Origin of the sequence: Sphingobacterium sp. 1.A.5 (genome assembly GCF_002734235.1) — a bacterium.
Taxonomy (GTDB): domain Bacteria; phylum Bacteroidota; class Bacteroidia; order Sphingobacteriales; family Sphingobacteriaceae; genus Sphingobacterium; species Sphingobacterium daejeonense.
Genome location: NZ_PEBA01000012.1, coordinates 76,876 through 93,198, shown reverse-complemented (window position 1 = coordinate 93,198; position 16,323 = coordinate 76,876). Strand labels below are relative to the sequence as shown.

Below are 16,323 nucleotides of genomic sequence, written 5' to 3'. Positions count from 1 at the left end.
TTTATTTAGTATTTAATATGTAATAAAAATAAATAATAAAGAAATAACACTATGTTAACATAATATTTACATTAATATTTTGGAAATAAAATAAATATTGGAAAAATTTTCAAAATTTGGTGCGAAAATTTAAAAAATAAAATGGCGAATTTTTGTTTCAAGTGAGATGTAATAATAGATTTGATACTGGTTTAACAATTATTAACAATTAGCCAGAATAGAACCAAAAATTTATTAACTAAAAACAACAAACATGAAACAAAGATTACTCAGCATGTTTTTGCTGTGTACTATGCTTATCGGTGTGGTGCATGCACAAAATCGGCAAGTGAGTGGTAAAGTTACATCTGCATCAGATGGTAGTCCTATTGCGGGAGCTACAGTTAATGTGGTTAATAACAATACTGCGACTCAAACCGATGAATCTGGAAATTATTCCATTTCAGTTCCTACAAATGGTCAACTTCAATTCCGCTACATTGGTTTTGAAAGCCAAACTATTACTGTTGGTTCACAAACTACTATTAATGTGCAATTAGTAGGTGGAGACAATTCCCTTGAAGAAGTTGTTGTAACAGGTGCGTATGGTATTCGTGAAAATACCCGTGCTTCTTCGACTTCATCTCAAACATTAACATCCGAAAAGGTTAATGTCACAAGACAGCCAAATTTGAATAATTCATTGGCTGGACAAGTAAGTGGTTTGCAGGTACGCTCACAATCAGCAGCAGCTTTAGGTAGACAAACAGAAGTTCGTTTAAGAGGAGCTTCAGGGTTTTCAACTGGTCAGGGGGCTATTTATGTTGTCAATGGAACGATCGTTCCTAATTCGGATGATTTAAATATGGATGATATCGCGTCGGTTACTGTACTACAGGGGCCTGCTGCATCTGCTCAATTTGGTTCGCAAGGTGCAAATGGTGCCGTTGTTATTACGCTTAAAAATGCATATAAAGGTGATTATTTAGGTGTAGATGTGAATGTAGGTGCAAATTTTGACAAGGCTTATATCATGCCAAACTATCAAAATTCGTATGCAGGTGGTTCATCACAAGCGATGAGTCAATATGTATGGCAACCAAATCATCCAGAAGAATGGAAAGCATTAGACGGTAAATATTACCATGATTATTCGGATGATGCTTCATGGGGACCAAGAATGGTAGGCCAAGAATATATTCCTTGGTATGCATGGTATGGTGGTCATGACAGATCTTACAAAACAGCTTCTCTAACGCCGCAACCAGACAATGCACGTGATTATTTTGAAACAGGTGTAGTTTTAAATAATGGTATTGCTATTTCAAAAGGTGGTGATAATTATTCTACAAGATTTTCATACAATAATCAAAATGTAAATGGTTTGATCCCTACATCAGGATTGGATCGTCACTTATTGAATTTTACTGGTGAACTAGATTTGAATGACAAGTTTAGTGTTGGTGCTAACATCAATTATGTTTATCAAAATTTAAAAGGTGAAATTGATGATGCTTATTCAAACCAATCTACTGGTTCATTCAGTCAATGGTTTCACAGAGATTTGGATATCAATATCTTAGAAGAATTAAGAGGCTTAACAACTCCGGATGGTATTTATGCATCATGGAACAAAGCAAATCCAACAGCTTACAATCCAGCGAATGAAAGAGGGTTCTATGCAGCTAACTATTGGTACAATCCATATACCTATTATGATCTGATCAATAGATACAACCAAAGAGACCGACTATTTGGTCATGTTTTTGCCAGATATCAAATCTACAGTGATTTAAGCATTCAAGCTACTTATAGAAAACAGCAGAATACAACTTTTTGGGAAACAAAGTATAGCTCGGATTTAAATAAGAGCGGTTTGCAAACAACAGGTAACAACGCACTTGCAAAAGGTTACTATGGAACTGGTAATACCTATTCAAATAGAAGAAATATAGAGTTTTTGCTAAACTACAAGAAAGAAATTGAGGACTTTAGCATTGATGCGAACATTGTAGCAGATTTCTATCGCTCAAAAAATAATGAAAACTCTGGAAATACAGTTGATGGATTGACAGTTGATAATCTTTATACTTTAGCAAACTCTGTCAGTCAGGCTAATCAATATAATTGGAGAGAACAAGAGGCTTACAATGCGTTAATGTTCCGTTCTACATTTGGTTATAAAAACTTCCTGTTTGCCAATGTAACCTTGAGAAATGACTGGTTCTCTACTTTGCCAAAAGATGATAATTCAGTATTGTCAAAATCTTTTGGTGCATCATTCGTTTTCTCAGACTTGATCAAAGAGAGCACTCCATGGTTAAGTTATGGTAAGTTACGTGCTGCTTGGGGTGAGATTCCTATGGCTTTAGGTCTGACTTCAACTACTTTTGGAGCATATCGTTACCCAGGTGCTGAATATGGAGTTGGTCAATTCAAATGGAACGGTAATTCCCTTACATCTACTCCAGATGTTATTGTTGATCCATCCATCCGTGGTTCAGTTGTTACTCAAAAGGACTTAGGTCTTGAATTGAGATTCTTAAAAGATCGTATTGGAACTGAGGTTACATATTGGGATGGTTCTTCCATTGGTTTCCCTCAATCTATAACAATCAATGGAGCTACAGGATACTCTACTTTGTTGACGAATGTTGGGGAGATTGAAAAAAAGGGTGTTGAATTCCGCGTATTCGGGGTTCCATTGAGAACTCAAGACCTTGATTGGTCTATTTCTGCTACTTACGCAAACTTGGCCAAAAACGATATCAAAGAAATCAGTGAAAAATATGACATTCAACGTTTAAATGTTGCTGGTGTGTGGGGGTCGACCATGCCTTACCTGGTACACCAAGAAGGAATGCGTTGGGGTCAAATATATGGTAACGGTATCAAACGCAATGCTGAAGGTGTTCCAATTCTTAATGAGGATGGTTTGTACGAAAATGATCCTGCAGTATTCTTTGGATCTGTTGTTCCAAAACATACAGGTGGTGTTCAAAACACATTCCGTTACAAGGATTTCACCTTGGCGGCGAATATTGACTGGTCAATCGGTGGTAAATTCGTTTCATTGTCAAATATGTTTGGTTCTTATTCAGGTCTTACTGCTAGGACTGCTACTACGAATGATAAAGGGAACCCAATTCGCGACGATGTAAATGACGGCGGTGGTGTTCGCGTGGATGGTGTTGACAAAGATAACAATCCTGTAACTCATTATGTAGGTGCTCAGGATTATTACCATTGGTTAAATGACAACAAGACATATGATGACTTTGTTTATGATTTAACATTCGTAAAACTTAGAGCTATATCAATAGGATATAACATTCCTGTTAAGAAATTAGGTTGGAGCAAAGTATTGCGCACAGCAAGTGTTTCTGTTGTTGCAAACAATCCTTTGTTGTTATATGCAAAAACGAAGGATTTTGACCCTTCAGAAGTTTCTGCTCTTCAAGGTGAAACAGGTCAGCTGCCAGGTACTAGAGGATTCGGATTTAACCTACGTTTTGGCTTTTAATTGATAGAAAACATGAAAAAGAAATTTTTATATATATTAATGGCTGTCAGCACTCTAGCTAGCAGCTGTGATGCACTTTCTGATTTCGGTGATACAAACGTTAACCCAAATGCTACTACTGATCCTAAGTCTGATGCATTGTTGACCAATGTTTTGGCTGGAATAGGAGGATATGCATCCAATACGCACTACCAGCCCGGATTATATGCTCAGTATATTTCTGAAACGCAATATACAGATGCTTCGATGTATTCCTTGGCACAGAATGCTTTTGTAGGGTTTTATTCTGGGCATTTAAATGACCTTAAAGATTATGCGACCCGTAATGCCGAAAATGTAAATGCAAATGCTGTTGCTACAATTATACAGCAATATATTTTTCAGTATTTGACTGACTGTTGGGGAGATCTTCCATATTCAGAAGCTCTGAAATCTATGGAAATTGTAACTCCAAAGTATGATACTCAAGAGCAGATCTATAAAGGGATGATTGCTGCACTTAATGATGCAGAAAGTAAATTGTCTCCAAGTGGAGGTGCAATTGCTGGTGACATCATTTATGGTGGTAATGTAGCTGCGTGGAAAAAATTTGCCAATTCATTACGTATGACTATGGCGATTCAACTTTCAAAAAGATACCCTGGTGCAAATGATTATGCCGCTACCGAATTTAAAGCTGCTTTAGCTGATACGGACGGTTATATTAAGACAAATGCGGACAACTTCAAGTTGAATTATCCAGGTGGAAACTTTAAAAATCCTTGGAGAAATACCTATGATGGTCGTAAAGATTATGCTGAAAGCAAAACAATGACCGATATCATGGCATCGTTGAATGATGGTAGACAGAATGCCTTTGGTGGTGCGAATGATGATTTAACTGCTCCAGACGCATTTACTACTTCGAACGTTGGTTTCCCATATGGATTGCAGCGTCCAGATGCTGAGGCTTTTGCAAGTGCCAATACAAATTTTGCGCGTGTATTAAGAGGTGACTTTAGGACTGAAACAGCTCCTTATGTCATTCTGAGTGCTGGCCAAGTTGCTTTGGCTAGAGCTGAGGCAGCTCAAAGAGGCTGGACTACAGAAACAGTGAATACGGTGTATAGAGAAGGTATAACATTGAGTTTCCAACAATGGGGAGTAAATGTTCCTGCTACTTACTTTAATCAAAGTGGTGTTGTGTTGAATGGTGGTGCGGGCGACTTGAACAAAGTTATTCTTCAACGTTATATCTCACACTATCCTGATGGAAGGATGGGATGGAATATCTGGAGAAAATCTGCAGTTCCAACCTTAACTCCAGCTCCTGGAGCGCCAGCTGGGTCAACAATTCCTAGGAGATTTGTATTTACAACCTTGGAGTATTCTACTAACCCGAACGTAAATGAGGCAGTTGCTCGTTTAGAAGGTGGGGATAAGATGTCTTCAAGAATATGGTGGGATAAATAATCGATATCAAATGAAAAAGTCAATTTTTAACTATATATTTTTCATTCTTGGAATAGTGCTTCTATTCCAAGGATGTGTCAAAGAATCCTTTGAAGGAGATGACCTTGGAGATACAGGGACAACTTTCCTGAAAACTCCTGATGGAGAAGTTGTGGTACATTGGTTGTCACCATTTACAGATAAAAAGAAAGTAAATCTTTTTAATTTGTTCAAAGATGCTCACAATTCTGCTGAATTGAATGCAAGCAATACAGTAACATTGCTAGTAAATCCAGCTATCATTGATGAATATAATGAGGCAAATGAAACTAGTTTTGAAGTATTACCTGCTTCCTTCTTCACCTGGGCGCCAACTGATGTGGTAACATATTCTGGCAACAATGTGAGTGTAGCGTTTGGTAATGGTCAATTATATGGAGATATCGCTATTAATTTAGATGGATCTAAATGGACTGACTTAGCTCAGAAGTATGCATTAGCATTTGAAGTAAAAGAGACTGGTGGTATTTCTCCAAGTTCAGCAATGGCGGATACGATCGTTGTTGAGTTGGGATTGAAAAACACTTGGGATGGTGTCTATAAATGGACAGGTACGCTTACTGATAATACCAATGCAACAATTGCTCATGTTTCAGGACCTTATGGAGAGCAGTATGGCGATTATGAGTTAGAGTTACAAACGGTAGGAGAAACTAAAGTAGCCATGTTTGACCCAATCCTATGGTCAGACTTTATGTATCCAATGTATTCAGGTGGATGGTCTGGTTATGGATCATTCGCTCCAGTATTCGAATTTGATAAGGCTACTAATAAAATTATTTCAGTAACAAATTACTATGGTCAACCAGCAGGAAATACACGTTCGGCACAGTTAGACCCTTCAGGTGAAAACTATTATGATCCTGAAACAAAAACCATAAAAGTGAAATATTTCATGCTACAACCTTCTGTTGTAACTGCTGCACCTCATATCCGTGCATCTATTGATGAAGAGTTTGTGTTTGTGAAAGGAAGATAATACCAATCTAGCTTTTTGTTTCACAGTTAGTATATGATCCGGCCAATTATTTGGCCGGATTTTTTATTTAATAAGAAAGTTTACGGACATCTACAGTTTCTTTTAGAGAAAGTTGCCCAGGTAGTAGTCCTGAACATATATTTTAGCGTTATAACATGTAGTTTTATTGAAATTCAATATCAATGCTTATTCCTGTAATGTAGATGTTACATTTTTTAAAACTCACCAATTCTCAATAATATTGCAAATTTTCAGATGAAGGAGTATTCAAAATAGAATTATAGAGTAATTCAGAATTTTATTTTGATTCACAAATGGGTTTTTGTCTCTTGTTTTGATTTTTGGTAAGCTGTCTGTTGATTATTCCGAACTCTATTAAATAAGTATACATTGTTGCTGTATTATTTAATATTTCTGATTAGTATAATGATGTCATCGACAAAATTTAAGTTTATAATGTTGTGATTTTTTGAATTATCTCCTTTAATTGATTGTATATCAATTATTTTGCCTCTTATTCTTTCTTAAGATTTGATATGATTTTTATCTAGAATCGCCAAAATTATATCAAAATTATCCTCATTATTTCAATTTATTAATAATTCTATTAAAAATGGTTTCAAAACTAACTTTTATATTATCTATTTGATAAAAATTAAAGTTATTCTGAATTAACTTGTTAAATATTTAAGCAAAGTCTATATTTGTCGACTGTTTAACAAAATTTAACAGACTCTGTTTTAATACTTTTAATTAATAGCAAAATTTATGAAACACAAATTACTCAGCTTAATTTTTGTGTTAACCTGTTTTATCGGAGCAGCGTTTGCACAAGATCGTCAAGTGAGTGGTAAGGTAACTTCGGCTACCGACGGCGCGCCTTTAAGCGGTGTGTCTGTAGCTCTAGTGGGAACTGGAGTTGCAGCTCAATCTGATGCAAATGGGGACTATACGATTACTGTAGAAGGCAGTAATGCTGTATTGAACTTCTCCTTTGTTGGTTTTACTTCAACAAGAGTTCAAGTAGGAACACAAACTTCTATCAATGTTCAGTTAGTAGAAGATGAAATGTCCTTAGATGAGGTTGTAGTTGTCGGTTACGGTAGCACAACGAAAGAAGCATTTACAGGATCAGCGAAAAAAGTTGATGGCGCTAAGCTTCAGCAAAAAAATGTATCCAATATCTCGCAAGCAATTGCAGGTGAGGTTGCGGGTCTACAAGTCGTTAATACATCTGGACAGCCTGGAAGTTCTTCAACAATCCGTATCCGTGGTTTCGGTTCTGTAAATGGTAACCGTGACCCATTATATGTAGTGGATGGAGTTCCTTTCTCCGGAAGTATTTCTTCTATCAACAATGCGGATATTGAAAACGTAACTGTATTAAAAGATGCTGCAGCTACTGCAATTTATGGTTCTAGAGGTGCAAACGGTGTTATCGTTGTAACTACTAAAACCGGTCGTGGAGCAACTTCTTATGTAGAAGCAGATGCAAATTTCGGTACTAATATGTCACTTATCCCACGTTATGACGTGATTAAGTCACCTGAAGAGTACATTGGCCTAAGCTGGCAAGCAATGTACAATGAGGGTGTGGCAAATGGTGTTGATGGTGTAAAATATGCAAATGATAATTTGTTCTCCGATAGAGGTATCGATCCATTGAACAACATTTGGAATGTTAATTCTATCGCTGATTTAATTGACCCTGAAACTAGAAAAGTTAAGAGTAATGTCACTCGTAAATTCAACCCTGAGAACTGGGAAGATTACGCGTTCCAAAATGCTGCAAGAACTGATATCAACGTAAGATTTGGTGGTTCAAGTGACAAAACTAACTATTTCACTTCATTCGGTTATTTAGGTGATAAAGGATATTCTATCAATTCTGATTTTGAGCGTTTGACTGGTCGTGTAAGTGTTGACCATAAAGTAAACAAAATCATCAATGTAGGTATGAACATGAATTACGCAAAAACTGAGCGTAATACTGGTGGTCAGTCTGAAGATTCAGGAAGTATTTTCTGGTTCGTAGACAACATTCCTTCTATCTACCCATTGTTTGAGAGAGATGCAGATGGAAATACTCTTCCTGATCCTATTTTCGGTGGTTCTATTTATGATTACGGAATTAACTCAGCTCGTAAATTCGGTTCATTAACCAATGCGATCGCTGATGCTACTTATGATATCAAACGTCATAACCGTAATGAATTAAATGGTAGAGCATACGTGAACTTTAATATTATCGAAGGATTGACTTTTGAAAACTCTTTAGGCATTCAATTGTACAATAACCTTTATAATGATAGAGGTAATAAATTCTACGGTAGTTCAGCAGGTCAAAACGGTTCTTTGTACCAAAGACGTGAAGATTTGAACTATTACAACCTTTTGAACTTATTGCGTTATAGAAAAGATTTCGGAGATCACTCTTTTGAAGCTTTAGCGGCACATGAGGCTGTTAAATGGAAAAGCAACATCCTTGATAACTCTGGTTACAATTTGATCAGCAACGATGTGTTGGAATTCAACAACGTTGTAGTTTCAAATCCAGTTAGTTCATTTACCAATGAATATGCTCTAGAAAGTTATTTCGGTCAGATCAACTATGATTATCAAAATAAATACTATTTATCAGGAAGTATCAGACGTGATGGTTCATCTCGTTTCAAAACTGATAAATGGGGAACTTTTGGTTCCATTGGTGCAGGTTGGATCGTATCAAACGAATCTTTCATGCAGGATCAAGATATCTTTGATTTCTTGAAATATAAAATCTCATACGGTTTGATCGGTGATCAAGCAGGTGTTGGTTATTACCCAGGTTACACTTTGGTTACTCCAGAAAACGTAAATACTGAGTTAGGTCTTAAAATCGGTGACGATATGGGTAATACAGATTTGACTTGGGAAACGTCAAAAATGTTCCAAACTGGTGTTGAATTTGAGATTGGTAAGTATTTATCAGGTACAGTTGAATACTATATCAAGAATACGGACAACTTGATCTTCCAATTTGGTTTAGGTCCTTCATTAGGTTACCCAACAATCTTGGTTAATGATGGTCAATTAAGAAACCAAGGTATCGAGTTTGATTTAGTAGGTCACATCTTCAAAAATGAAAACTTCTATTTAGACTTAGGTATCAACGGTGAAAGTTTCAAAAACAAAATCACGAAAATGCCAATCGAAGCTTCAACAAACCTTCCTAAAACGATCGATATCCAAGGAATTTATGGTTGGGCAGAAGGACACTCTATTTATGATTTCTACATGAGAGATTTCGTAGGTGTTGATGCTGAAGATGGAAAAAGCATGTGGAAAGTATATTACACTGATAATGACAATAACGGTGAATTTACTGCTGGTGAACAAATCTCTTCAATGGCTTTGTTTACAAACCCAGATAATAAAGAGATCAAAGAATCAACTACTAAAACATATTCTCAAGCAACTCAATACTATGTAGGTAAATCAGCAATTCCAGCTATTAGAGGTGCGTTCAACTTGAGAACAGGTTACAAAGGATTTGACTTAAGTGCGCAAGTATTATATAGCCTAGGTGGTTATGCATATGATGGAGCTTACGCAACATTGATGAGCAATGACCCGATTGGTGGAAATAACTGGCATAAAGATATCCACAACAGTTGGCAAAAACCAGGTGATGTAACTGATGTTCCAAGAATCAACAACGATTTAGATGCTAACGTGGTTTCTACTTCAACAAGATTCTTGACAAAAGCTAATTATCTAATGTTGAACAACGTACGTTTAGGTTATAACTTTAAGTCTGATTGGATCAAAGCTTTTGGTGCGCAAGCATTGTCAGTATGGGTTTCAGCAGATAACCTTGCGATTGCTTCTGCAAGAAGAGGTTTTAACCCTTCAACTCACCAAGCAGGTGCATCTAGCATGTATAGATATTCACCATTATCAACGATCAGCGGTGGATTAAGAGTTAGATTTTAATTTTTTAAGAGAGAAATAAAATGAAAAAGTCATTATATATATTGTTGGGATCTGCGCTGTTATTTTCTTCTTGTGGAAAAGACTTCCTAGATGCTCAACCAACAGAAAAACCATCTACTGATCAAATTTCAGAAGCTGGTAAAGATGACCCTTCTGTATTGAACGGTTATATCCTAGGTATCTATGCTACTATGTATAGTACTTTCTCTGCAATTCCTGCAGATGAGGATCACGATGATTTCGGACAAAAAGGTTATGATATCTATATGGATATGTTGAGTTCAGATATGGTATTAGGTGCATTGAACTACGGTTGGTATTCAAACGTTGTGAGATACAATGCTACCACTGACTATACTCGTACTGAAGCTGCTAAACCATGGAGATACTACTATAAAGTTATCATGGCTGCAAACTATGCAATGGATGCAGTTGGTGGTTCGGAAGTAGAGGTCCCGGCAGATGACAAAGAAACTAGATATGTAATTGGTCAAGCTAAAGCAATGCGTGCATATGCATACTTCTATTTGGCTAACTTATACGGAGTTGAATATGGTTCTGGAAATGATAAAATTCTTCCTATTTATACAAATACGGAGCAGCCAAATCAACCTCTTTCAACTACAAAAGAAGTTTATGATCTAATCATCTCTGACTTAGAAACTGCAGTTGAGTACTTGAGCGATTATGATAGAAATGGTAAACACAAAGTAAACAAATATGTTGCTGAAGGTTTATTGGCATACGCTTTAGGTGCAAGAGGTACACAAGCAGATTGGCAAAGGGTAGCGACATTGACAAATGATATCATCACGAATGGTGGTTTCCCGTTGACGACAAAAAGCCAAACTGTTGCTCAATTCAATGCAGCTGGTGCTTTAACAAATACTGACGGTGGATTCAATAATGTGGCTACTCCAAGCTGGATGTGGGGTGTTGATTTAACTTTGGCTAGTAACCTTGACTTAGTATCATGGTGGGGACAAGTAGATTACTTCACTTACAGTTATGCTGCTGCTGGAGATCCTAAAATTATCGATAAAGGATTATTTGATAAAATCCCTGATAATGATATCCGTAAAAAACAATTCAACGCTCGTTTATTGCCAACGAATAAATTCTATACTCCTCAACGTGTACCTATGGGTGAGCGTCAGGTTGTAACAGATTATCTTTATATGCGTGTTGATGAGATGGTTTTATTGAATGCTGAAGCAAATGCAAACATTGGAAATGAAGCTGCTGCTATCGCATCATTGAAAAAACTTCTTGATCTGCGTTTAGATAATACAAGTTATTTGACTTCGTTGTCAGGACAAGCATTAAAAAATGAAATCTACTTGCAAACCCGTATTGAGCTTTGGGGTGAAGGAAAATCTTATTTGGCTATGAAACGTAATAAAGCTACAGTAACAAGAGGTTCTAACCACTTGTATTTCTCTGGACAGTCTTTCAAATACAATTCAGATCAAATGACTTTCCCTATTCCTCAAGTGGAAATTCAAAACAACCCTCAGATTTAATCTGATAGGGAGGTAATACTATTTAAAGCCTTCAGGGAATCCTGAAGGCTTTTTTTGTTTTATGACATGTCTGTTGGCAGTCATAATCTAGTGTTTTATTTCTTATTAGTAAAAAATACATTTATTATTGTCTAATAAATCATAAAACACCATTTAAACAAATATTAAATAATTCTTGTCTTTAATATATCGTTAATAATCTCTTTTTATTTCAAAAATTATTTATAAAATATTGATTGTATTAAAGAATTTAATCAAATTTATATCTGAAACGGATTGTGAACTATATATAGCCAATTAACATTAGAAAATTTCCGATATTTTTTAATTATTATATTTATTTAACTAAACAATTATTTTATGAAACAAAATAGTTGATATATTAATTGTAAAAAAGTTAGGCTGCTCAAATTAATAAGCAGCCTTTCTTATTTAATTACCTTTTCCCTTTATCCTTTCACTGCCAGGATACTCAGTTCCTGAGCCACTCTTCCAGCAATTTCAGCAAAGGCTGCTGCAACTGGCTCATCCTGATCCAATGCAATTGGGAACCCATTGTCTCCAGCATCAGCCACGGATTTTACCAATGGAATCTCTCCCAAGAAAGGCACATTATTTACCTCCGCCAATCTTTTGCCGCCATCTTTGCCGAAAATATAATATTTATTGTCAGGTAACTCCGCAGGAGTGAAGTAAGACATGTTTTCAATTACACCAATAATCGGAACTTTCACACCTTCCATTTGATACATTGCCATTCCTTTGATGGCATCAGCCAATGCTACTTGTTGCGGTGTAGTTACGATTACTGCTCCGGAGATAGGATAGCTTTGTGCTGTAGTGATGTGAATATCTCCAGTGCCAGGAGGCATATCTACTATTAAGTAATCCAATTCTCCCCAGTCTGTATCTCCAAACAATTGTTTTATGGCAGATGTTGCCATAGGGCCACGCCAAGGAATAGGTTGATTAGGATCTGTGAAAAAACCGATAGACAATAATTTCAGGCCGAACCTTTCAATTGGTACAATCCTGTTTTTGCCATCAGCTCCTTGGCTGGATTGAGGCTTGGCATCCTCAACACCGAACATGATAGGTACTGAAGGTCCGTAAATATCCGCATCTAACAATCCAGTTTTAGCACCTGTATTTGCCAATGCCAAAGCTAAATTAGCAGCAACTGTAGATTTACCAACACCACCTTTTCCAGATGATACTAGAATAATATTCTTAATATTTTTTAACTGCACATTTTCTGCTGCACGTACCCTAGCCGTCATATTAATGTCTACATCAACTTCCTTGGAGACAAACAATGCTATAGCATTACGGCAAGCATGCTCAATATGACCTTTTAAAGGGCATGCAGGTGTGGTCAGGACCACATCGAATTTTATCTTATTGGGTAATATTTCAATGTTTTCAATCATGTTCAGTGTTACCAAATCTTTTTTTAGATCTGGCTCTTCCACATGACCCAAAGCATGTAAAATCTGTTCTTTAGTAATCATGAATTTAAATTAAGTTAACAAAGCTAAAGAAAGATGCTCAATATCTTGTCATAATGATGTTTTTAATGATTTTTGCATATTTTTACTTTATTCTAAAGGTTACACGTTAATATATGTTAGACTTTAAAAACATTAAGCTACCTGAATTGGGTTTTGTGAAGAAGAGGTGGTTTATAATCACTGCTGCGTCTGTAGTGGGAATACTGTTAATTGGCTTTATTTGGGCAATGTCCTTGAGAGGAGATATGTTGAATAAAGCTGTAGCGAAAGTTCAGAAGAAATTAAAGGATGACTATCAACTTAATTTTGAAGTCAATAAATACGAATTTGCTGGATTAACAACAGTAGATTTTCAAAAAGTAAAACTATATCCAGATACTGGAGAGCAATTGGCAGCTATTGATCAGTTCAAAGTTTCTGTAAAGTTATTTCCGCTCCTTTCAGGAAATGTAAAACTTGATGAACTTGACCTTAAGAATGCTACAATTACCCTCGTAAAAAAAGACAGCAGCTCAAACTATGATTTCTTATTCCGAAAGAAAAATGAGTCTGACACGACTAAGGATACCAGCCCAGCCAGAACATTGGCAGAAACGGTAGATAATCTTTTGAAAAGAGTTTTCCAGGCAGTTCCTGACAATTTGAATTTAGAAAATGTGAGTCTATCATTCCAAGATTCAGCCTCAACTCAGGTAGTTAAAATACCAGAAGGAAAAATTGATGATGGAGATTATGATATTGATGTTTTCCTAAATGAACAAGAGGCAAAATGGAATTTTAAAGGAAATATTAATTCAAGCCGACAAACAGCAAACGTGATAATATCATCTGACAATAAAGACGCTCAAATCCCTTTTATAGCGAGAAGGTTTGGTTTGAAAGTCAGTTTTGATGAATTGAGTTTCCATTTGGATGATGTTGCTAGAAGAGGGAAGGAGAACCTAGAAATAAAAGGAGGGATCAGTGCTAAAAACCTACGGGTTAATCATCATCGATTATCCTTAGATACGATTGTTTTACCTGGAGGTTCTGCTGATGGAGGTTTTTTAGTGTCCGAAAATACCATTGAATTACTTACTGGCACAAAGGTGCAAGTAAAAGACTTCTCATTTGAACCGAAACTTAAATTCAGTAAAAAGCCGAAAAAAGTTTTAGAAATGGCAGTCCATACTGGAAAATTCAAAGCTCAAGATTTCTTTGATGCTCTACCAGTAGGATTGTTCGAAAATCTAGATGGGATTAAGGTTGCAGGAGATATACAATATGATATGGACTTCAAAGTTGACTTGGATGACCCCGATAACCTTACATTCGCTTCGAAAATCGATGATGCAAATCTAAAAGTTGAGAAATGGGGGAAAGCCAATATTGCAGAGTTAAATGGACCATTCGTATATGAAGCATACGAAGATACCTTGAAAATGCGCGATATTACCCTTGGCCCTTCAAATCCGAATTTTACCCCATTAACCCAAATAGCACCTATATTAAGAAAAACAGTCCTCAATACGGAAGATCCTTTTTTCTATAAGCACAATGGATTTGAATTAGAGGCATTCCAACTGTCCATTGTGACCAATATTAAAGAAAAAAAATTCAAACGTGGCGCAAGTACGATTTCGATGCAATTGGTGAAAAACCTATACCTGAATCGTAATAAAACCATGATGCGAAAATTCGAAGAAATCCTATTGGTTTGGTTGATGGAACAATCCAAGCAAGTCAGTAAAGATCGAATGCTGGAAATTTATTTGAATATTATTGAGTGGGGAAAGAATGTATATGGGATATCTGAGGCATCGAAATATTATTTTGGAACTAAACCCCCAGAATTAACAATAGGAGAGAGCTTATATCTTTCCAGTATAATTCCTAGGCCAAAAACCGGACTTTCATCATTTGATTATACCGGTCAATTGAAACCGTGGGTAATGAAACATTTTAATACTTATGGTTATATCATGAATAAAATGAATCAATTGGAAGGAGAGAATGTCCCTGCAAATTATGGATTCTATCAGGTCCAGCTTCAACCGAATTTGAGACCTCCGAGACCTAAAGGCGTGCCAGACTCCATGATGTCACATGACGACATTAAGGATATGGTTGATGAAATCGATAGGGAAGAGAAGATCCGAAAAACCTTATTGGAAAGACTTTTTGGGAAACCAAGCGAAGAGGAGACTGAAAAAAACAACTAAGCAATGAAAAATATATTCATAGATGGTCTTGAGTTTGAGTTAATGATCGACTACGAACAGATTCAAAAGAGAATACGTCTTATTGGAATAGACATCAATCTAAAATATGAAGATAAACATCCTGTTTTTATCGGTGTTTTGAATGGATGCTTTATGTTTATGGCTGATTTAATGAAACAGGTGCACATTCCGTGTGAAATGTCATTTGTGAAACTTGCTTCTTATTCAGGCACTAATCAAGGGGAAATCCATGAACTAATAGGGGTCGGAATGTCATTGGAAGGAAGACATGTGGTAATTGTTGAGGACGTTGTCGACTCGGGGAGATCATTGGTACACACCATTGAAGCGTTGGAGCGCTTGGGAGTAGCAAGTATATCAGTAGCTACATTGTTGTTGAAGCCCGAATGTTTGCTCTATTCATTTGACAATATCATGTATGTAGGATTTGAAATCGAAAAAGAATTTGTTGTAGGTTATGGATTAGACTATAATGGTCAATGCCGTAACCTACAAAATATTTATAAGAACATTCCTTCTACCTAAAACTACAATTTATTAGATGATCGTTTACCATGCCAACAGCTTGCATATAGGCATAACAAGTAGTAGAACCAAAAAATTTAATCCCTCTCTTTTTAAGATCTTTTGAAATCCTATCCGAAAGCTCGGTAGTTGCAGGAACAGCATCCAGAGCAGGTACCTTATTGATAATCGGTTTCTGTTGCGGTAGAAATGAATATAGATAGTTATAAAAACTTCCAAATTCTTTCTGAATCTCCATAAATATTTTAGCATTATTTATGGTACTGGTTATTTTTAATTTATTCCTTATTATTCCCGGGTCTTCAAGCAGTCTCTCAATATCCTGATCAGTGTATTTTGCTATCTTCTTGTAATTGAAGTCTGAGAATGCCTTTCTATAGCCTTCTCTTTTTCTAAGGATTGTGATCCAACTTAATCCTGCCTGCGCTGATTCCAAAATCAAGAATTCAAAAAGAACATTATCGTCTTTAACAGGTTTTCCCCATTCATTATCATGGTAAGATTGGTACAATTCATCAGTTCCGCACCAACCGCACCTTACAATTTCATTTTTACTCATTTTTTCAATTTCTAAAGCAATTATTTTGTTCTAACT

The 16,323-nt window shown here is 36.2% G+C and carries 9 protein-coding genes; 7 read left to right on the top strand and 2 right to left on the bottom strand.

The genetic code is table 11. From position 1 onward, the window contains the following. Nucleotides 1-253: 253 nt before the first annotated feature. From CRT24_RS07420 to CRT24_RS07400, 5 genes are all read left to right on the top strand, one after another. The gene (locus tag CRT24_RS07420; RefSeq protein WP_099370609.1) at nucleotides 254-3,502 is read left to right on the top strand and encodes a SusC/RagA family TonB-linked outer membrane protein; all 3,249 of its coding nucleotides are present in this window, start codon (nucleotides 254-256) and stop codon (nucleotides 3,500-3,502) included. Nucleotides 3,503-3,514: 12 nt separating this feature from the next. Further along, a complete protein-coding gene (locus CRT24_RS07415; RefSeq protein ID WP_099370608.1) occupies nucleotides 3,515-4,954 on the top strand; it encodes a SusD/RagB family nutrient-binding outer membrane lipoprotein in 1,440 nt (479 codons plus the stop codon). A 10-nt stretch (nucleotides 4,955-4,964) separates the two neighbouring features. Continuing rightward, nucleotides 4,965-5,972 carry a DUF1735 domain-containing protein gene (locus tag CRT24_RS07410; RefSeq protein ID WP_099370607.1) on the top strand — a complete coding sequence of 336 codons (1,008 nt, stop codon included), beginning with the start codon at nucleotides 4,965-4,967 and terminating at the stop codon, nucleotides 5,970-5,972. 768 nt (nucleotides 5,973-6,740) lie between these two features. Further along, the gene (locus tag CRT24_RS07405) at nucleotides 6,741-9,947 is read left to right on the top strand and encodes a SusC/RagA family TonB-linked outer membrane protein (RefSeq protein WP_099370606.1); all 3,207 of its coding nucleotides are present in this window, start codon (nucleotides 6,741-6,743) and stop codon (nucleotides 9,945-9,947) included. A gap of 20 nt (nucleotides 9,948-9,967) precedes the next feature. Continuing rightward, the gene (locus CRT24_RS07400; protein WP_099370605.1) at nucleotides 9,968-11,470 is read left to right on the top strand and encodes a RagB/SusD family nutrient uptake outer membrane protein; all 1,503 of its coding nucleotides are present in this window, start codon (nucleotides 9,968-9,970) and stop codon (nucleotides 11,468-11,470) included. A gap of 449 nt (nucleotides 11,471-11,919) precedes the next feature. Here CRT24_RS07400 and CRT24_RS07395 read toward each other — a convergent pair whose 3' ends face one another. After that, nucleotides 11,920-12,981 carry an Mrp/NBP35 family ATP-binding protein gene (locus tag CRT24_RS07395; RefSeq protein WP_099370604.1) on the bottom strand — a complete coding sequence of 354 codons (1,062 nt, stop codon included), beginning with the start codon at nucleotides 12,979-12,981 and terminating at the stop codon, nucleotides 11,920-11,922. A 113-nt stretch (nucleotides 12,982-13,094) separates the two neighbouring features. Between CRT24_RS07395 and CRT24_RS07390 the strand changes: the two genes are divergently transcribed. Both CRT24_RS07390 and CRT24_RS07385 read left to right on the top strand, forming a co-directional pair. Then, nucleotides 13,095-15,182: a transglycosylase domain-containing protein gene (locus CRT24_RS07390; protein WP_099370603.1), complete on the top strand. Its 2,088-nt coding sequence runs from the start codon at nucleotides 13,095-13,097 to the stop codon at nucleotides 15,180-15,182. Between the two features lie 3 nt (nucleotides 15,183-15,185). Beyond that, nucleotides 15,186-15,728, top strand: a complete 543-nt coding sequence (locus CRT24_RS07385; protein WP_099370602.1) for a phosphoribosyltransferase — start codon at nucleotides 15,186-15,188, stop codon at nucleotides 15,726-15,728. Here the strand turns inward: CRT24_RS07385 and CRT24_RS07380 are convergent. Beyond that, nucleotides 15,721-16,287: a DNA-3-methyladenine glycosylase I gene (locus CRT24_RS07380; RefSeq protein ID WP_099370601.1), complete on the bottom strand. Its 567-nt coding sequence runs from the start codon at nucleotides 16,285-16,287 to the stop codon at nucleotides 15,721-15,723. The two genes, CRT24_RS07385 and CRT24_RS07380, sit on opposite strands and share 8 nt — an antisense overlap. Between the last annotated feature and the right edge of the window lie 36 nt (nucleotides 16,288-16,323).

Bases quoted from the DNA above. Each gene is read 5' to 3' on its own strand.
- CRT24_RS07420 (WP_099370609.1), top strand. From the start codon at position 254: ATGAAACAAAGATTACTCAGCATGTTTTTGCTGTGTACTATGCTTATC.
- CRT24_RS07415 (WP_099370608.1), top strand. From the start codon at position 3,515: ATGAAAAAGAAATTTTTATATATATTAATGGCTGTCAGCACTCTAGCT.
- CRT24_RS07410 (WP_099370607.1), top strand. From the start codon at position 4,965: ATGAAAAAGTCAATTTTTAACTATATATTTTTCATTCTTGGAATAGTG.
- CRT24_RS07405 (WP_099370606.1), top strand. From the start codon at position 6,741: ATGAAACACAAATTACTCAGCTTAATTTTTGTGTTAACCTGTTTTATC.
- CRT24_RS07400 (WP_099370605.1), top strand. From the start codon at position 9,968: ATGAAAAAGTCATTATATATATTGTTGGGATCTGCGCTGTTATTTTCT.
- CRT24_RS07395 (WP_099370604.1), bottom strand. From the start codon at position 12,981: ATGATTACTAAAGAACAGATTTTACATGCTTTGGGTCATGTGGAAGAG.
- CRT24_RS07390 (WP_099370603.1), top strand. From the start codon at position 13,095: ATGTTAGACTTTAAAAACATTAAGCTACCTGAATTGGGTTTTGTGAAG.
- CRT24_RS07385 (WP_099370602.1), top strand. From the start codon at position 15,186: ATGAAAAATATATTCATAGATGGTCTTGAGTTTGAGTTAATGATCGAC.
- CRT24_RS07380 (WP_099370601.1), bottom strand. From the start codon at position 16,287: ATGAGTAAAAATGAAATTGTAAGGTGCGGTTGGTGCGGAACTGATGAA.